General features: G+C 64.7%; 15 protein-coding genes. 10 read left to right on the top strand and 5 right to left on the bottom strand.

What is annotated here, in order from left to right:
* Positions 1 to 165: 165 nt before the first annotated feature.
* Positions 166 to 1,020, bottom strand: a complete 855-nt coding sequence (locus G9465_RS14145; protein ID WP_166971072.1) for a plastocyanin/azurin family copper-binding protein — start codon at positions 1,018 to 1,020, stop codon at positions 166 to 168.
* A gap of 528 nt (positions 1,021 to 1,548) precedes the next feature.
* On the bottom strand, positions 1,549 to 3,687 hold the full coding sequence (gene katG / locus G9465_RS14140) for a catalase/peroxidase HPI (RefSeq protein ID WP_166971070.1): 2,139 nt from the start codon (positions 3,685 to 3,687) through the stop codon (positions 1,549 to 1,551).
* Positions 3,688 to 4,199: 512 nt separating this feature from the next.
* On the opposite strand from katG, the gene G9465_RS14135 reads away from it, so the two are divergent.
* Positions 4,200 to 4,904, top strand: coding sequence for a hypothetical protein (locus G9465_RS14135; protein WP_166973051.1), 705 nt, complete (start codon positions 4,200 to 4,202; stop codon positions 4,902 to 4,904).
* A 90-nt stretch (positions 4,905 to 4,994) separates the two neighbouring features.
* Positions 4,995 to 5,597: a bifunctional 2-polyprenyl-6-hydroxyphenol methylase/3-demethylubiquinol 3-O-methyltransferase UbiG gene (locus G9465_RS14130; protein WP_166971067.1), complete on the top strand. Its 603-nt coding sequence runs from the start codon at positions 4,995 to 4,997 to the stop codon at positions 5,595 to 5,597.
* 157 nt (positions 5,598 to 5,754) lie between these two features.
* Here the strand turns inward: G9465_RS14130 and G9465_RS14125 are convergent, their stop codons facing one another.
* Entirely contained in the window at positions 5,755 to 7,278 is a 1,524-nt protein-coding gene (locus G9465_RS14125) for an aldehyde dehydrogenase family protein (protein ID WP_166971065.1), read from the bottom strand.
* 162 nt (positions 7,279 to 7,440) lie between these two features.
* On the opposite strand from G9465_RS14125, the gene G9465_RS14120 reads away from it, so the two are divergent.
* Positions 7,441 to 8,160 carry a helix-turn-helix domain-containing protein gene (locus G9465_RS14120; protein WP_166971063.1) on the top strand — a complete coding sequence of 240 codons (720 nt, stop codon included), beginning with the start codon at positions 7,441 to 7,443 and terminating at the stop codon, positions 8,158 to 8,160.
* A gap of 141 nt (positions 8,161 to 8,301) precedes the next feature.
* Here the strand turns inward: G9465_RS14120 and G9465_RS14115 are convergent, their stop codons facing one another.
* Together G9465_RS14115 and G9465_RS14110 are read right to left on the bottom strand one after the other, a co-directional pair.
* On the bottom strand, positions 8,302 to 9,660 hold the full coding sequence (locus G9465_RS14115) for a PQQ-dependent sugar dehydrogenase (RefSeq protein WP_166971061.1): 1,359 nt from the start codon (positions 9,658 to 9,660) through the stop codon (positions 8,302 to 8,304).
* A 45-nt stretch (positions 9,661 to 9,705) separates the two neighbouring features.
* Positions 9,706 to 10,533 carry a proline dehydrogenase family protein gene (locus tag G9465_RS14110; protein ID WP_166971059.1) on the bottom strand — a complete coding sequence of 276 codons (828 nt, stop codon included), beginning with the start codon at positions 10,531 to 10,533 and terminating at the stop codon, positions 9,706 to 9,708.
* Positions 10,534 to 10,705: 172 nt separating this feature from the next.
* On the opposite strand from G9465_RS14110, the gene G9465_RS14105 reads away from it, so the two are divergent.
* The 7 genes from G9465_RS14105 to G9465_RS14075 all read left to right on the top strand — a co-directional run bounded on the left by G9465_RS14105 (position 10,706) and on the right by G9465_RS14075 (position 17,455).
* On the top strand, positions 10,706 to 12,025 hold the full coding sequence (locus G9465_RS14105; RefSeq protein ID WP_166971057.1) for an ABC transporter substrate-binding protein: 1,320 nt from the start codon (positions 10,706 to 10,708) through the stop codon (positions 12,023 to 12,025).
* An 8-nt stretch (positions 12,026 to 12,033) separates the two neighbouring features.
* Positions 12,034 to 12,993 (top strand): branched-chain amino acid ABC transporter permease, encoded by a 960-nt coding sequence (locus G9465_RS14100; protein WP_166971055.1) that lies wholly within the window; start codon positions 12,034 to 12,036, stop codon positions 12,991 to 12,993.
* 1 nt (position 12,994) lies between these two features.
* On the top strand, positions 12,995 to 14,173 hold the full coding sequence (locus G9465_RS14095) for a branched-chain amino acid ABC transporter permease (protein WP_166971053.1): 1,179 nt from the start codon (positions 12,995 to 12,997) through the stop codon (positions 14,171 to 14,173).
* Positions 14,166 to 14,996, top strand: coding sequence for an ABC transporter ATP-binding protein (locus tag G9465_RS14090; protein ID WP_166971051.1), 831 nt, complete (start codon positions 14,166 to 14,168; stop codon positions 14,994 to 14,996). Before G9465_RS14095 ends, G9465_RS14090 begins: the two co-directional genes overlap by 8 nt.
* Complete coding sequence (locus G9465_RS14085) at positions 14,993 to 15,706, top strand: ABC transporter ATP-binding protein (protein ID WP_166971049.1); 714 nt, start codon at positions 14,993 to 14,995, stop codon at positions 15,704 to 15,706. Before G9465_RS14090 ends, G9465_RS14085 begins: the two co-directional genes overlap by 4 nt.
* Positions 15,707 to 15,840: 134 nt before the next feature.
* Positions 15,841 to 16,032 (top strand): hypothetical protein, encoded by a 192-nt coding sequence (locus G9465_RS14080; RefSeq protein ID WP_166971047.1) that lies wholly within the window; start codon positions 15,841 to 15,843, stop codon positions 16,030 to 16,032.
* A gap of 214 nt (positions 16,033 to 16,246) precedes the next feature.
* Positions 16,247 to 17,455, top strand: a complete 1,209-nt coding sequence (locus G9465_RS14075; protein ID WP_166971045.1) for an orc1/cdc6 family replication initiation protein — start codon at positions 16,247 to 16,249, stop codon at positions 17,453 to 17,455.
* The last annotated feature ends 343 nt before the right edge of the window (positions 17,456 to 17,798 follow it).

The raw sequence follows: 17,798 nt of genomic DNA, 5'->3' as shown, positions 1-17,798 counted from the left end.
ACCGCTTAACCGAGTGTGCGAATTCACGACGCTGTATAGCGCGTAATTCAGCATCGCAAACCGTTCAGTAACGGTTCAACCCACTTCTGGATGGGATTTAGCTAATCAGAACCTACTGTTCTATCGGAAAACGATATGGGGGGATGTCTCAACCGCCCTCACGACCTACTCGTGTACGTGGTTGACATCGGCACGATCAATATCATCGAGAACCTCACTGAACGACACTTTTCCGTCACCCTCCTGTATATTCCCTGGGTCAAGCGCGTCCGTATCAAGGATTTCTTTCGGTGTCAGCCATACCCATTCACAGCCTTCGTTGTCACCCTCAACGAATGCGGTGAAATTATGGAGTTCGTGTTCGAGAGACGCTTTGCCAAATGGAGGCAAAAGCGGCGGTGGGCCTTCGGAACCCTCGAACGTGTCCTCGTAGTCTGGGATATCCTCGTCGCTGAGATCTCCGACGACGATCCGCATTGCCATGCCGAGAATGCGGTGTGGTCCGCAGTACATGTCGTAGAGTCCTTCTTTCTCGAATCGGTAGAGCCACGCTCCACCGGCACTAATGACTGGCGATGAGAAGGGGGGTGCCCCTTCAGGAACCCGCTGCTGGAACCCATGTGCCGGGTGATAGGACGTGATCGTGTGGTCTGGAGCGGTAAATGTGAACTGGACGATATCACCGGCGTCCACAGAAAGTCCACTTGGAGCAAAGTGGAACATCGGCGGTTGGTTCTCCGGGGGGTTTGGAAAGATCAAGTGCAGTTCAACCTCGTGATCCGGTTCCAGTTTCTTCGGAATGTTATCGGCGTCCGGGGTAGAATAGCCGTAGTGGGGGTCGATGTTCGGCGGATGCGGATCGTCGTGCTTTGCGGCTGCGCTACCGGCACTAAGCGACAGCGCAGTTCCAATACCGAGCGCTTTCATCAGGGACCGACGGTCGATACCGTGGTTTTTGATCAATTCGAGTAGCTCTGCATCACTGAGTTCCAGTTCGCTGATGGATGGTCGGTCGGGCATGTTATTTATCTTTCAGTATTTGGCTATCTACTGTTTCGGCGAGACGGACTGTTTCTTATCCGATTCGAACTATCCCCTTCCGGACTAGACTTGTGAATTGTTGACATACAACAATATAAGTAGTAGGACGTTACCGAGAGTAGAGGCTATGGATACGCACTCTGTATCTACTGCACGGTACGTGCGTCCCCTGTATCGAGCGACGCGAGGTGTATCAAGAAAGTCGGAGCGCCGACGGCTGATTCATCGACTCACTGCGTACGATTCCCATGGTATCCGGGCGTCTCTCGAATCCCTCTGACGGATCCGGTAATTAAGACGGTCGTTCCACAACAGCAATTCCGAACGGGCCATCGTCCGACGGCACGCCTCGGCTGTCGGTTGATATGTGGGGAGCAGCCGAAAACGTCACACGCCACTACGCTCGGCAGTTCTTCACGGCTCATTTGTGAGACGCGATTAGGGGCCGTGGCGACAGTGCATCGGGACGTCGGCGACGGTCACCGGCCCGAAAGCTCGTCGCTCAGTTCACTCGAGGTCGAAGCGATCGAGGGACATCACTTTGTGCCACGCATCCACGAAGTCGCGCACGAATTTCTCCTCTGCGTCGTCAGCTCCATACACTTCCGCGATGGCTCGAAGCCGGGAGTGCGAACCGAAGATGAGGTCTACGCGGGTACCCTTCCACTTGAGTTCGCCCGTGTCACGGTCGCGCCCCTCGAAGACGGTTTCCGAGTTCGCGGTCCGTTCCCACTCCGTGTCCATGTCGAGCAGGTTCACGAAGAAATCGTTGGTCAACGTCTCCGGTCGGTCGGTGAAGACACCGAGGTCGGACTGCTGGTAGTTCGCGTTCAGTGCTCGCATGCCGCCGACCAGCACCGTCATCTCGGGTGTCGTCAGATTCAACAGCTCCGCCTTGTCCACCAGCAACTCCTCCGCCGGTCGGTCGACCCCGTCCGTGAGGTAGTTCCGGAACCCGTCTGCCTTCGGTTTGAGCGCGTCGAACGAGTCGACGTCGGTCTGTTCCTGTGAGGCGTCTGTCCGTCCCGGTTCGAAGGGGACCTCCACGTCGTACCCGGCGTCCTTTGCCGCCTGCTCGACGGCTGCACAGCCGCCCAGAACGATCAGGTCCGCGAGCGAGACTCGCGTCCCGTCGGACCGCGAGTCGTTGAACTCCCGCTGGATCCCTTCGAGGGTCTCCAGCACCGTTTCGAGCTGCTCCGGCTCGTTGACCGCCCAGTTCTTCTGGGGTTCGAGTCGGATGCGGGCCCCGTTTGCGCCACCGCGCTTGTCGCTGTCGCGGAACGTCGACGCCGACGCCCAGGCGGTCTTGACCAGCTGGGAGACGGACAGGTCCGACTCGAGGATCTCCGCTTTGAGGTCGGCGATCTCGTCGTCCCCGATGAGACCGTGATCGACGTCGGGGACGGGGTCCTGCCACAGCATCTCTTCGTCGGGAACTTCCGGGCCGAGGAACCGAGACGGCGGGCCCATGTCGCGGTGGGTCAGCTTGTACCAGGCCTTCGCGAAGGCCATCCCGAACGCCATCGGATTGTCCTGGAAGCGCTCGACGATCTCCCGGTAGTCTGGGTCCCGCTTCAGGGCGATGTCCGTCGTGAGCATCATGGGCGTTTGCGTCTCCGACGGGTCGTGGGCGTCCGGCACGGAGTTCTCTAGCTCCTCGCTCTTTGGCATCCACTGCCACGCGCCACCGGGACCTTTCTCCGGCTCCCACTCGTAGTCGAGTAGGTTGTCGATGTAGCCTGTGTCCCAGCTGGTGGGCGCTTGCGTCCACGGACCCTCGATACCACTGGTGATCGTATCCGGTCCTTGGCCGGAACCGTACTCGCTCTCCCAGCCGAGCCCCTGTTTCTCGATAGGGGCCGCCGCGGGCTCGGGGCCGAGGTTGTCAGTGGAGTCGGCACCGTGGACCTTCCCGAACGTGTGTCCGCCGGCGATGAGTGCGACCGTCTCCTCGTCGTTCATCGCCATCCGGCCGAACGACTCGCGGATGTTCTCCGCCGACGCCTCTGGGTCCGGCTGCCCGTCCGGGCCTTCCGGATTCACGTAGATGAGCCCCATCACGGTGGCGCCGAGCCCCTCTTCGAGGTTTCCGTCGTCGTCGAAGCGCTCGGACGTTTCCATCTCGTCTTCGGGCCCCCAGTCGACGGCCTCGTCGGGTTCGAAGGCGTCCTCGCGTCCGCCCGCGAAGCCGAACGTCTTGGCCCCCATCGACTCTATGGCGACGTTTCCGGCCAGGATGATCAGGTCGGCCCACGAGAGTTTGCGGCCGTACGTTTGCTTGACCGGCCAGAGCAGCCGGCGGGCCTTATCGAGGTTCGCGTTGTCGGGCCAACTGTTGAGAGGCGCAAAGCGCTGTCTACCGGCGGACGCGCCGCCGCGGCCGTCGCTGGTGCGGTACGTGCCGGCGCTGTGCCACGCCATTCGAATGAAGAGCGGCCCGTAGTGGTCGTAATCGGCCGGCCACCACTCCTGTGACGTCGTCATCACCTCTTCGATATCCGCCTTCACGGCTTCGAGGTCGAGTTTCTCGAACTCCTCGGCGTAGTCGAACTCCTCGCCCATCGGGTCGGCCTGCCGGGCGTTCTGGTCGAGAATCTCTATGCTCAACTGATTCGGCCACCAGTCTTGGTTGGACCCGTTCACGCTCGGACGCTTCTCATGTTTGCGTGTTAAAGTTGTCTATTCAGGAACGATATCTTTGCTGTAGCTAAGTAACCTTCCGGGTTTGTGAAATTCCGTTAGTGCTTGACTCAGGCCGTGTATCCAGTACCATCGGCGGAATTTGGTCTTGACTGACGAGTTCGAGAAGGCCAATCGGGAACAAACCGGTAGACGATTGCAGCGCAAACCGAGCGGACGATATCGCCACGGCACCTGTGCGGTTCGCACTCACCGATCACAGCCGGGGCGACTCCGCTCGCCTCACGCAGACGACCCGTTCGCTCGGCGAGCGCCCGCGCGTAGCGCGCCTCGGTTCGACGGTGGGGGCACACGGCCAGTCGCCCTCGACTCACGGCGCTCTCCGGGTCGAGCAGTCGGCACATCTCGGCTGCGACGCCGACGGGCGCAGCGCCGACGGTGACGCCAGCGGCGGGACCGACCGCACTGGTTATTGCCCTCTGGGTGCTGGCACAGGTGTGACAGACTGGCCACCGATCGACCCCGCCGACGCGACGGCGGTCGCCGAACGACGTGACGAACTGGTCGCTGCGGTGCGGGACCACGCGGGCCAAATCGCCTACCAGTTAGCCCGACTGCAGGGTGGAGACTACGGACAGGCCACCGTCGAGACAGACGGCGGCGAGTGGACGGTCAAGTACGAGGGCGGCGACTTGGAGTACCTCCGGTACGACCCCGTCCGCGGGTCGGAGGTGTACGTCATCTCGACGAAACAACCCCCGGAACCGGACGCACTGGCCGACGCGTTGCTGGACTATCGGGCCTTCGTCGAGGGGTTCGGCGACTACGTCGACTCGCTGGACGGCGTCTTAGACGACGTCTCGACGGACTTCCCCGAGGTGGCGACCACCGATGGTGTCGTCGCCGAACGGAACCGCGTCCTCGGTCGCATCCGCGAGGTGTGTGACCGCATCGCCGGCGAACTCCAGCGCTACGAGGGCGGCGACTACGGGACGTACGCGACCCGCGTCGACGGCACCCGCTGGGAGCTAAAGTGGGAGAGCGCACGGGCGTCGTACCTCCGGGTCGGCGGCACCGGCGGCCTCTACCTCCTCTCTCAGTACGAACCGCCGTCGGCGGCCGACATCAGGGAGTACGCCCCGCGGTTCCGCGGGTTCGTCGAGGCGTACAACGACCACGTCGACGAACTGGAGTCGGACCTCGCGACCGTCGAGTTGTGAGTGGCGGAGAGTCGTCCGCCCGCGGGAACGGCCCCAGTTCCGGTGGCGAGGTGTCGGTAGACCTATACGCGCAGGCCACCCCGTTCCAACGTGGATTCTAACGACGTCCGAAGCGAGTGGGCAGAGCGGTCCGGCGAGTACTCGCCGACGTATTACGCCCACTACGGCCCGGACGAGACGAGCGAGTTGGTGCAGTCGATTCTGGAAACCGAAGTCGGACGAGAGGCGAGCGTTCTGGAGGTGGGGTGTGGCGTGGGCCGCCACCTCGCCGCGCTGGCCGACGCGGGCTTTTCGGACCTGACCGGTGTCGACGTCAACCCGGCGGCGCTGGACGTCCTCGCGGAGACGTACCCCGAACTGGCCGAGACGGGGTCGTTCCACGCCGAAGCCATCGAGGAGTACGCCACGGACGTCGCGGACGACGCCTTCGACGCCGTCTACTCCGTCGAGACGCTCCAGCACATCCATCCCGACGTGGAGTGGGTGTTCGACGACATCGCGCGTATCGCGGGTGAACTCGTCGTCACCGTCGAGAACGAGAGCGGCGAGTACGGTGAGGTCAACTACGTCGACGACGACATCCCGCTCTATTACCGGGACTGGCACCGCGTGTTCACCGACCGCGGGTTCGTCGAAGTCACGTCGTCCGAACGGAAGCGCGACACTGTCAGAGTGTTCCGGCCGTCGGAGTAATCCGGCGCAAAGACGGCTGGAGTCGCCCGACTGGCCTCAGTCCGAGCCCTGTCGCGGAACCCAGCCACAGTCGGCACACGTCACCACGCCCACCTGTCTGTGGAGGGTGCCGCCACAGGACGGGCAGACTGCGCTCGGTTCGCTCGTCGGAGTCGTCTTACTCGTCGTCGCTGGTGATGATGTCGGCAGAGAGGCCCTGTGCCATCTGGATCTCCTTCGAGTTGTTGAGCGTCCACGCCGTCCGGTCGGTGACCGCTTCGATGATCTCGCGGGCCGAGGGGTAGCCGTTCCCGGAGCGCTTGACGCCGCCGAAGGGGAGTTGGACCTCCGCGCCGATGCAGGGGAGGTTCCCGTAGGCGAGGCCGAGTTCCGCGTGGTCGCGGTAGTAGTTTATCTGGCGGTAGTCCTCCGAGACGATAGCGCCGGCCAGCCCGTACGGCGTGTCGTTCTGGATGTCGACGGCGCGTTCGATGTCGCCGTCGTACTCCAACAGGGCGACGTGTGGGCCGAACACCTCCTCGTGGGTACAGCGCAGGTCGGCGTCGGGGTCCGCTTCGTAGACGAACGGACCGACCCAGTGGCCGTCCTCGTGGCCGTCGGGAATCTCGTCGGCGTCGAGGTCGGTCCGGTCGACGAGGACGTTTACGCCCTCCTCGCGTGCGAGTTCGTTGTACTCCGTGACCTTCTCGCGGTGTTCGGCCTCGATGAGCGGCCCCATGAACGTGTCCTCTTCGAGAGGGTTGCCGACGGCGACTTTCAACGCCACGTCGACGAACCGCTCCGTGAACTCCTCGTAGACGTCCGTGTGGACGATGAGCCGCTCCGAAGAGACACAGCGCTGGCCGGTCGTCTTGAACGAGGACATCACCGCCGAGTGGACGGCGATGTCGAGGTCCGCGTGTTCGGTAATGACGACGGCGTTCTTCCCGCCCATCTCACAGGCGGCACGTTTCCCGGAGACGCCCCCGACCGAATCGGCTATCTTGTGCCCGACTTCGGCCGACCCGGTAAAGAGCACCGTCTCCACGTCGTCGGACTGGACGATGGCGTTGCCGGCGTCGCCGTAGCCCTGTACCATGTTGAACACGCCGTCGGGCAGGCCGGCCTCGTCGAACAGGCGGGCGATGACGTTCGCACACTTCGGCGTCTGTTCGGCGGGCTTGAACACGACGGTGTTGCCCTCGACCAGCGCGACGGCCATGTGCCAGTACGGGATGGCGATGGGGAAGTTCCACGGGGTGATACACCCGACGACGCCACGGGGCTTGCGGCGCATGTAGGCGTCTTTCGCGGGAATCTCCGAGGGGACGATGTCGCCGCTCGGGTGGCGGGCGTCGCCGGCGGCCCACTCGACCATGTGTGCGGCCTCGACCACGTCGGCCCGCCCCTCGCTGATCTCCTTGCCGCACTCCCGGGTGACGATTTCGCCGTACTCGTCGACGTTCGTCTTCAGTTCGTGGTAGACATCCCAGAGGTACTCTGCGCGGTCGATGCGGGAGAGTTCGCGCCACTCCTCGTAGGCCGCGTCGGCGGCCTCGACCGCCCGTTCTACGTCCTCGGGCGTTCCACGTCGGAACTCGCCCAGCGTCTCGCCAGTCGCGGGATTCTCGCTCGTGAAGGTCTCTGTGCCCTCGCCGTCGGTCCATTCGCCGTCGATGTAGTGTTGATATGTCGCTCCCATTGCATCTGACTACGCCGAGCGAGAGCCAATAGTCCCATCCGACCATGGACGGGTGGACAATTCAGGCCGTCGGCTGATCGCGAGGGCGGGACCGACCCGACCATGGTCGGAAGGGGTTTGTGAATTGGTCACGTACATCCGGGTATAGGGGCTACTGTATCCATGAGCGTCGAACAACAAGTTTCGGGGACACGGCTAACGCTTGACCTCTGGCATCCGAACTGCTGGGCCATCGAGGCCACCGAACAGACGGGTGGTGGGGTACTGGCACACGCGATCTACAACTCGCCGGCGACGAGCGGCGAGATGCCGACGTCGGTCAACGGCCTCTTTACGGCATTCGGTGACACCGAGGACGAAGTCGAGCGACTGCTAGACGCCATCTGCGAATCGGACCGGGCCGGCGAACTACAGGAACTACAAGAGCGGTTCGGCCGCCAGCGCAACGCGCCGGGCAACGTGGTCCGGGAGTTCTTCCTGGAGTACGATCCCGACGACATGGTCTGCCCGACGCTGCTCGAACACGGGTTCGTCCACAGCGCCCCCGTCCGCATCGAGGACGGCCGCGAGGAGTGGCAGGTGTGTTTCGCCGACGAGCGCTCGAAGATCGAACCCGCACTCGACAAGGTCAGAGAGGAGGCCGGGGCCGAGGTGAGCGTCGCCGCCATCACGGCCTCAGAGTCCGCGGCGTCCGAACGGGAACAGCGACTCGACTCGCTGACCTCCGCACAGCGCAAGGTCTTCGAGCACGCGCGGGACGCGGGCTACTACGAGTGGCCCCGCGAGACGTCGACCCGCGAACTGGCCGACGACATGGACGTCTCGAAGACGACGCTGTTAGAACACCTTCGGAAGGCAGAAGCGAAACTACTGGACCCGTAAGTTCGCGGCCGCGATAGCCCCGCCGTCCCACTATCCGGAGCCATTTCGCCGCGCTGTCCGACCCACCCACTCTCCGTCTCCTGCCGACGGCACCCATTCGTTCGCCCGGTTCCGCCGTGTCTCCGGCCGGCGCTGCCGTGCTCACTCTGCAGGCGTCAGCCGGACCAGCCGGTCGTCCCGTTCGGTCGGGAACCCGTCACCGGCACGGCCGTCTCGGTTCGAGACGATGGCATAGAGCCTGCCGGCCGGCCCCTGCTCGACGTGACGGATCCGCCCGAGTTCGTCGGTCAGTCGGGCGTGAGTCGTAGCGACGAAGCGGTCGTCGAGCCACTCGCCCGCGTGGCGGACGCCGGTCTCGCCCAGTGGCGGCGCCTCGGCCTCCGACGGCGTCAGTGTGACCACCTTCAGTTCCTGACTCGCGAGACAGCCGACCAGCAGCCGGTTACGCAGCGAGGGGACCGCATCGCCGGTGTAGAACACGCAGCCAGAGGGTGCCCACGTACTCTCTAGTGCGGTACTCGCCACCGGCGGTCGGACGTCCGACGCGGCGTACTCCTCGGGCTGGCGCACGTCGGGCCACCCGTGGTCGCCGCCGGCACCGAGCAGGTTTACCTCGTCCGGCCCGGGGCCGTGTTCGACCGCCAGCGGGCTGGCGTCCGGTAGCCAGTTTACGCCCTGCGGGTTGCGGTGGCCCATCGAGTAGATGCGCGGATCGGCGTCCCCGCCCCGCTCTGGGTTGTTCGGGGCCGGGTCGCCAGTCGGGGTGACCCGCAGCACCGACCCGGCCAGCGACGTCGGGTCCGAAGCCAGATCCGCCTCCCCGCTGTCCCCGACACAGACCCAGAGGTAGTTCGCCGGGCCGAACGCGATGCGGCCACCGTTGTGCACCGTATCGGCGGGCGCCTCCAGTATCGTCTCGGTCGTCGCTGCAGGATCGTCGGCCTCGACGTCGACGTACGCGAGCCGGTTCACTTTCTCGCCGTCGTCCCGCTCGGCCGTGTAGTAGAGGTAGACGACCGGCACGTCCGGGTAGTTCGGGTGGGACGCGACGCCCATCGTCCCGCCCTCGCCGCCCTCGACCCACCAGGAACTCTCGTCGGTGCCGGGGTCGACGGAGCCGGCGTCGATGGCGTCGGCCGGCGACGCGACGCCGACGACCTCCGAGTCCTCGTAGCGCAGGAGCCGTCCCGTCCGCTCGGTGATGAACAGGTCGCCGTCCGGCGTAAACGAGAGGTCCCACGGAATCTCGAGGTTGGTCACGAGCGTCTCGACTTCGAGGTCCGTCGGGACCGTCGTGGGTGCCTCCCAGTCGGGCACGTAGCCGTCCCACCCGTACAGGTCGTGGTCGACGGAGACGTCGTAGCTCGGTGCCGATGCCGTCCCCGTGTTTGTCCCCGCCTCCGTGTTCGCCCCCGTCTCTCCGCCACCGGTGACACAACCGCCCAGTCCTGTCGCCGCTGCCGTGGCGAGCAACTGGCGGCGCGTGACGTGTCGTTTCACGTCCCTCCACTGGATAAGGTACACCTAAAAAATTGCGTTCGCGCCTCAGCGGCCGACAACGGCCCGAAGCGCGAACAGGGCGTTTGACTTTCGCTCTCTGATGCGTCGGTAGAAATACGAGAACCACTTCTCGCCGTAAGGGATGTACTGATAGACGGTGACGTCGTCCGCGAGGTCGAACTGCGCGCGTTCCCGGACGCCGGTCAGCATCTGGACCTCGTAGGGCGTTCCGTACTCCTCGTGCAGTTCGCGAGCGTAGCTAATCATCGCCGGGTCGTGACTGCCGACGGCGATGCCGTCGTCGAAGTGCTGGAACATGAACGCTAGATCGTCTCGGTAGGCCTCGTCGACGCGGGCCTTCTCGCGGTAGGCGAGTTCGGCGGGCTCGTCGTAGGCCCCCTTGACCAACCGGACCTTGCCCGGGAGGTCGGCGAGGCGTTCGAGGTCGTCGCGGGTTCGTTTGAGGTTCGCCTGCACGCAGACGCCCACGTTCCCGTCCGTCTCGCGTGCGTGCCGTTCGAACGCGTCCAGCGTCACGTCCGTGGTCGTGTGGTCTTCCATGTCTATCCAGACCAGACAATCGGCGGCGTCTACGATGCGGGCGAGGTTCTCCTCGAACACTGCATCGCCGATGTCGAGTCCGATCTGACTCGGCTTGACGGAGATGCAAGCGTCGGTGTTTCGCTGTGCGAGCGCTCGTACGAGGTCGACGTACGCCTGCGTGTCCGCATCAGCGTCCGCGCGGTCGCCGTAGTGCTCCCCGAGCAGATTCAGGATGCCGTGTACCCCTCGCTCGTTCAGGTCGTCGACGTGGTCCATCGCCGCCGACGCCGTTTCGCCCGCGACGAAATTGCTGGCGATCGGTGGAATCATACACACAGGCACGGACTCCCCCCACCTATAACGGCCCCCGACCAAAAATTCCGTTTTAAAATATCCGAATAAAACGGCAGTGATTCAGGTACTGGTACGTGATTGCCCGGAACGTCCCGTCCATGGTCGGGGTACTGTTAACGATGTTCCTTGTTCCATGGTGTATCTAGACATGGAGTCAGACGACTCGCCGAAGAAACTCGATCGTCGAACAGTGCTACGAGCGTCCGGTCTCGCGGGCCTCGCTGGCCTCGCCGGCTGTGTCAGCACCACCGACGACGGTGGCGACGGCAGTGACGGCGATGGCGGCGATGGCGGCAGTGACGGGGGGAGTACGGACACCGAGGGCGACGGGGGTGGTGGTGACGGCGGCAGCGGTCCCTACAACATCGGCATGGTCGACGCGCTGACGGGGTCGCTGTCGGCGTTCGGCGAACGGAACCAGCGCGGGAAGGACCTCGCTCTGGAGGCCGTAAACGAAATCGGTATCGACGGCCGTGAACTCTCGATCACCGTCGAGGACTCGGAGAGCGAGAGTCAGGGCGGCGTCTCGGCGGCCCAGAAACTCGTCAATCAGGACGGCGTGCCCTTCCTCATCGGGGCGGTGGGGTCCGGCGTCTCGCTGGCTATCTACGAGAGCGTCGTGCAGGGCACCGACGTCGTCCAGTTGAGCCAGAACTCCACGGGCCTGTCGCTTACTGACTTCCCGGGCCTGCTCCGGATGTCGCCGACGGGCCGGACCCAGTCGACGGCGCTCGCGAACATCATCGCCGAAGACGGCTACGACACCGTCGCGCTGACCTACGTCAACAACGACTACGGGCAGAGTCTGGCCGACGCGTTCGTCGAGGCCTACGAGGGCGAGGTGGCGTACAACAACCCTCACGACCAGGAACAGCAGTCCTACTCCAGCGTCGTCTCGGGGATGAACTCCTCGGGCGCCGACGCGTGGCTGTTCATCACCTATCAGGCCGAGTTCGCGACGATGGTCAACGAGGTGTACTCCAGCGGGTACGAGGCGCAGTTCTACGGCGCCGACTCCGTCTCCGGGGACAACGTCATCGAGAACACCCCCGAGGGGAGTATGGACGGCATGAGAATCGTCGTCCCCTCCGCGCCCGTAGAGGAGGAAAACTACAAGCAGTTCGCGTCGGCCTTCGAGGAGGCCTACGGCGAGCAACCGACCGCGTGGTCGGCCTACGCCTACGACTGCGTGGTGACCGCCGCGCTGTCGATTCAGGCCGCCGACGAGTTCACCGGCGCGGCGCTGCAGGAGACGGTCCGCGACGTGACCCGCCCGGAGGGCGAGAAAGTCACCTCCTTCGAGGCCGCGAGCCAGATTCTTGCCGACGGCGGTGGCCCCGACGACGTCGACTATCAGGGCGTCAGCGGCCCCATCGACTTCGACGAGAACGGTGACCCCGTTGGCTTCCTACAGATTCTGACCGTCCAGGACCACGATTACGTCGGCACCGGATTCATCGAATCCTAAGCCGGACCATGGTCTTCGACTATCTCGCCAGCGGGCTCGTATTCAGCAGTATCATCGTGCTCGGGAGCATCGGGCTGTCGCTCATCTACAGCATCGCGGACTTCGCGAACTTCGCCCACGGCGACACGATGACGGTCGGCGCGTACGCGGCGTTCCTCACCTTCGGGGCGGTCGGCGGCCTCGGCGGTAGCGTCCTCGGTCTCCCACTGGGCTTTTTCGTGGCACTGGTGGCCGGCATCGTCGTCGCCGCCGTCGTCGCCGTCCTCACGGAGAAGGTGGTGTACGACGGGATGAACGCGGGGTCCATCGAACTGCTCATCACCTCTATCGGTATCGCGTTCGTCTACCGCGCCATCATCCAGATCGGCTTCGGCGCGGACTTCACGCGCTACGAGGTCCAGACGCTCCGCCCCATCGAGGCGTTGCTCCCCTACGGAGTTCGGGTCACCCAGCACGACGTGGCCATCGTCCTCTCGGCGCTCGTCCTCGTCGGGTCGCTCCACACCCTACTCCAGTACAGCGACCTCGGACGGAAGATGCGCGCGATGGCGGACAACCCAGACCTCGCTCGGGTCAGCGGCATCCGCACCGACCGCGTGAAACTCTGGACGTGGATAATCGGCGCCGGCCTCGCGGGGTCGGGGGGCGTGTTCCTCGGCCTGTACAATCAGCTCTCGCCACGGATGGGCTTTAACCTCCTCTTGCTCATCTTCGCCGCCGTCATCCTCGGCGGTATCGGCTCCGTCTACGGGGCCATGCTCGGAGGGTTCCTCATCGGGATGATAAACCAACTGACGCCGGTGCTGTCGGACATCGCGCTGCTGACCGACATGGGCGCCCTGTTGCCGCTGGTTCCGGACAGCTTCGGCATCGCCATCGGCATCGAGTACGCCAACGCCATCGCGTTCGTCATCATGGTCGCCGTGTTGCTCGTCCGTCCGAACGGCATCGCCGGGGAGGCGACCTGAGATGAGTGCTCTCTCCGACCCGAAAGGGTACTGGGCGGACCTCACGAGGTCCGAGCAGGGCGTCCTCGCGTTCATCGTCGGCTTCGCCGGACTCCTGCTCGTGGGCCTGCTGACGGGTGCGCTCGCGCCGACGTACTTCCTCTATCTCGTCGGCCTCGCGGGGATGTACGCCCTGCTGTCCTTCGGCCTGAACTCGCAGTGGGGGTTCACCGGACTCATCAACTTCAGCGTGGCGGCGTTCTTCGGCGTCGGCGCGTACGGGACGGCGCTGATGAGCGCCAGCAGTTCGCCCATCGCCGGCGACGTACTCCCTATCGTCGGCCTCGTCGTCGCACTCGGCGTCGCCGCCCTGCTGGCGCTGGCTATCGGGATTCCCACGCTTCGCCTGCGCGCGGACTACCTCGCCATCGCCTCGCTCGGACTGGCTGAAGTCGTCCGCCTCGTCGTGCTCAACGAGCGGCAGTTCACCAACGGGAGTGCCGGCGTGCGGGGCATCCCGCCGTTCTTCGAGGGAGTCCCCGTGCTGGCGACACTGCCGGAGACGATGCCGGGGCTGGCGGTTCGCCCGCTGCCCGGTACGACCCTCGTGCTCGAGACGCCGTTCTGGAGCGCCCTGTTGAACGTCGCAATCGTCCTCGGGTTCGTCGGCATCAGCTACGCCGTCTTGCGGCGCGCTCACCGCTCGCCGTGGGGGCGAGTCCTGCGGACCATCCGCTCGGACGAGGACCTCGCGCGAGCGCTGGGGAAGAACACCTACGGGTTCAAGATGCAGTCGTTCGTCCTCGGGAGCATCATCATGGCGCTCGCGGGCGTGTTCTACGCTCACCTGAACCTGTTCGTCAGCCCCGGCGACTTAGATCCGGTGACGACGTTCTACGTCTGGGTCGCCGTCATCCTCGGCGGCAGCGGGTCCAACCGCGGCGCGCTGTTCGGCGGGTTCGTCATCGTCTCCATCCGTGAGGGGACCCGCTTCCTCAACGAGTTCGCGTGGATTCCCATCGACGTCGCGCCGCTCCGACTGCTGCTCATCGGTGTCCTCATCGTCGTCCTGATGCGGTACCGCCCGCAGGGCGTGCTTCCGCCACAGCGAGAGCTCATCTGGCCCAAAGTCGTCGACGAGGCGCCGAACCGACCGGACTCTGGCGTCCGAGAGGCCAAGGCAGGTGGTGACGATGACTGACGCCGACGCGGCGGCGGCAGACGCCGCCGAGACGGCCACGGCGGCCGACCGGTCGAAAGACGACGTCGTTCTGCGCGTCGAGGACTTACAGAAGTCCTTCGGCGCGCTGACCGCCACCGACCACGCGACCTTCGAGGTCGAACGCGGCACTATCACGGGCCTCATCGGGCCCAACGGCGCCGGGAAGTCGACGCTGTTCAACCTCATCTCCGGGTTCTACGAACCGGATGGGGGCCGCGTCGAGGTCAACGGTACGGAGGTCACGGGGATGGAACCGTACGAAATCGCCGACCACGGGCTCATCCGCACCTTCCAGACGCCGCGGAAGCTAGAGGGGATGACCGTCCGGGAGGCGATGCTCGTCGGCCCGCGGAAACAGCCCGGCGAGTCGTTCCTGAACCTGTTCTTCAAACCCGGCGAGGTCGGCGAGCACGAGGCGGCGAATTTAGAAGACGCCGAACGCATCCTCGAAGAGTTTGAGATAGACCATCTCGCCACTCAGCCAGCGACGAAGATATCCGGCGGGCAGATGAAACTCGTCGAACTGGCCCGCGCGATGCTGGCCGACCCGGAACTGCTCTTGCTCGACGAACCGGCCGCCGGGGTCAACCCGACGCTGCGGAACAAACTCGCAGAGCAGATACGCCGCCTCAACGAGCAGGGGACGACGTTCCTGCTCATCGAACACGACATGGACTTCGTCATGAAACTCGCCGACCCAGTCATCGTCCTCGATCAGGGCAGCGTCCTCATGGAGGGGTCGCCACGAGAGGTACAGGCCGACGAGCGCGTCATCGACGCCTACCTCGGGGGGAGCCCATGAGCGACCGGACGGTACTCGAACTGTCGAACGTCGACAGCGGCTACGGGGAGGTGCAGGTCCTAGAGGACCTGTCGCTGCACCTCGACGCGTCGGAAATCGTCTGCCTCATCGGTCCCAACGGCGCTGGGAAGTCGACGGTCCTCAAGACGGCCTTCGGCATGCTGACGCCGTGGGAGGGAACCGTCACCTACCACGGCGACGAGATCGGCGGGATGGCGCCCGAAGACATCGTCCGCGAGGGCATCGGCTACGTCCCGCAGACGGACAACGTGTTCGGGAGCCTCACCATCGAGGAGAACCTCCGGATGGGCGGCGTCGCCCGCGAAAGCGGTCTCGACGAGGTTATCGAACGGCTCTACGAGCGGTTCCCGCTGCTGGACAACACCCGGAAGGCGAAAGCCAAGACGCTCTCTGGTGGTCAGCGGCAGGTGCTCGCCTTCGCCCGAGCGCTGGTGATGGAACCCGACGTGTTGCTCATCGACGAACCGTCGGCGGGGCTGGCCCCGAACACCGCCGACGAGGTGTTCGGCCACGTGCAGGCGGTCAACGACATGGACACGGCCATCCTGATGGTCGAGCAGAACGCGAAGAAAGGGCTCGGCATCTCCGACCGTGGGTACGTGCTGGATCAGGGGACCGTCCGCTTCGAGGACGCCGCCTCGGAACTGTTGGACAACGAAGACGTCTCGAAACTGTATCTGGGCGGCTGAGGCCGGCCCCCGTCACCCCACCGTGTCGAGTGTTCTCGGGGCGACGGGTGCTGGCGTGTCCGAACGGCCGCCGCTGTCGACCGAACCGCTGGCCGAGTGACGGACCCCTCCCACCCCACCGTGTCGAGTGTTCTGTGTCTCACAGAGTCGGGCCGGAGTGGGCCGTCGGTGCGACCGACGTGACCGACGGGGCGACCCGCCACTCACCGGGTCGTGGCTGGACGGACGTGACCGACGACCAGCATCTCCACGCGGGTGAGAACTACGCCCGGCGCTGTGAAGGCCCCGAGGACATCAAAGCGGACGTTGTCGGCACGGACCAATAGGGGCCGGCACTCGAGGACGTCGCCGTGACTGTCGAACCGCAGGTCCGCGAGACGAGAACGGACCATTCACGTAGGTCCACGCCAACCGACAGACGAGTCGTCGGTCCGCCGCCAGAACACTCGACACGGTGGGGTGGCTATTCGGGGTGAAAGTCTTTCACTCGACGCAGTCGACACGGTGGTTTTATGTACTGAATGTCCATACGGTGCGGCAATGGCGAGGTTCACCCGCGACGAGGACGTGTTCCGCGACGAGGACATGCTGCGGGAGGACTACCAGCCCGATTCTATCGCCGCCCGGGACGACGAACTGGCCGCCTACGAGAACGCGCTCCAGCCAGTCATCAACGGCGCGCAGCCGCGCAACATCTTCCTCTATGGGAAAGCGGGTGTCGGCAAGACGGCGGTCACGCGGTTCCTGCTCTCTCATCTGAAACAGGACGTCGCCGAGTACGACGACGTCGACCTCTCGGTGTACTGGCTGAACTGTACGAACTTCTCCTCGTCGTATCAGGTCGCTGCGAACCTCGTGAACCTCCTGCGCCCGGCGAACCAGCAGATAAGCACGACCGGCTACCCCCAGCAGGCCGTCTTCGATATGCTGTACGAGGAACTGGAGGACGTCGGCGGGACGGTCCTGCTGGTCTTAGACGAGATAGACCACATCGGCGAGGACGACGACATCCTCTATGAACTCCCGCGGGCGCGCTCGAACGGCTACCTCGATACCGTCAAGCCCGGCGTCATCGGCATCAGCAACGACTTCGGGTTCCGGGAGACGCTCTCGCCGAAGGTCAAGGACACGCTCTGTGAGGAGGAGATTCACTTCCCACCGTATCAGGCGCCCGAACTGGAGTCGATACTGACTCAACGCGTCGACGGTGCGCTACGGGAGGATGCGTTGTCGGCGGGAGTCCTGCAACTGTGTGCCGCTATCGCCGCACAGGATACGGGGAGCGCGCGACAGGCACTCGACTTGCTGTACAAGGCCGGCGACATCGCCCGCACGCACGGCGACCCGCCGATAGTCGAGGAACACGTCCGCGAGGCCTCACAGGAACTCGAACGCGGCCAGATTCGCCACGGGATGCGGGAGTTGACCCACCACGGGCACCTCACGCTCATCGCGACGCTCTCGCTGGCGTTCGAAGAGCAGATGCCGGCCCGCGTCCGCGAGATCTACCCCGTATATCGGACAGTGGCCGACCAGTCGGGCACCGATCCGCTCGTCCGCCGTCGGATGCACGACCACCTCGCGGACCTCGCGATGGTCGGCATCCTCCAGCGTACCGTCCGCAACGAGGGACGGGCCGGCGGGCAGTACCACGAGTACGAGTTCGACGTCCCGCTGGACCTCGTCTGTGACGTGGTCAGGGAACTGGACGACATCGCCACGCCCAGCGTCGTCGCGCGCCACATCTAAGCGGGTGAGCGTTCGGTCCGGCCTGTTCGACCAGTCACCTCGCTGTGAGAACACTCGACACGGTGGGGTGAGAGGGGCGACCGTCACGTGGAAACGGGCGGGTACGCGCGTTCCCGGTAGCGGTTAGTACTCACTGTCGACACGTTCCGCTCACAGAGCGACGCACTGGTACGGGAACACTCGACACGGTGGGGTGCGTGGGGTGGTGGCTGTCGGTAGAGACCCGTCGACGACACGTCCCGTCGTCCACGGTCCGGCCGTCGCTCGAACGTGAGTATCCGTCGCCCACGAGCCCCCTCCCCCGGGAACGCAGAACACTCGACACGGTGGGGTGGGCGTGTCC

Source organism: Haloarcula sp. JP-L23, from assembly GCF_011602445.1.
Classification (GTDB): Archaea; Halobacteriota; Halobacteria; order Halobacteriales; family Haloarculaceae; genus Haloarcula; species Haloarcula pellucida.
The sequence above is the reverse complement of the archived record's forward strand: the minus strand, read 5'-3'. Positions and strand labels throughout refer to the sequence as shown.

What these genes read in the sequence shown, in the direction of transcription:
- G9465_RS14095 (WP_166971053.1), top strand. Translation starts at nt 12,995, where the DNA reads ATGAGTGCTCTCTCCGACCCGAAAGGGTACTGGGCGGACCTCACGAGG.
- G9465_RS14100 (WP_166971055.1), top strand. Translation starts at nt 12,034, where the DNA reads ATGGTCTTCGACTATCTCGCCAGCGGGCTCGTATTCAGCAGTATCATC.
- G9465_RS14075 (WP_166971045.1), top strand. Translation starts at nt 16,247, where the DNA reads ATGGCGAGGTTCACCCGCGACGAGGACGTGTTCCGCGACGAGGACATG.
- G9465_RS14125 (WP_166971065.1), bottom strand. Translation starts at nt 7,278, where the DNA reads ATGGGAGCGACATATCAACACTACATCGACGGCGAATGGACCGACGGC.
- G9465_RS14145 (WP_166971072.1), bottom strand. Translation starts at nt 1,020, where the DNA reads ATGCCCGACCGACCATCCATCAGCGAACTGGAACTCAGTGATGCAGAG.
- G9465_RS14120 (WP_166971063.1), top strand. Translation starts at nt 7,441, where the DNA reads ATGAGCGTCGAACAACAAGTTTCGGGGACACGGCTAACGCTTGACCTC.
- G9465_RS14085 (WP_166971049.1), top strand. Translation starts at nt 14,993, where the DNA reads ATGAGCGACCGGACGGTACTCGAACTGTCGAACGTCGACAGCGGCTAC.
- G9465_RS14105 (WP_166971057.1), top strand. Translation starts at nt 10,706, where the DNA reads ATGGAGTCAGACGACTCGCCGAAGAAACTCGATCGTCGAACAGTGCTA.
- G9465_RS14090 (WP_166971051.1), top strand. Translation starts at nt 14,166, where the DNA reads ATGACTGACGCCGACGCGGCGGCGGCAGACGCCGCCGAGACGGCCACG.
- G9465_RS14110 (WP_166971059.1), bottom strand. Translation starts at nt 10,533, where the DNA reads ATGATTCCACCGATCGCCAGCAATTTCGTCGCGGGCGAAACGGCGTCG.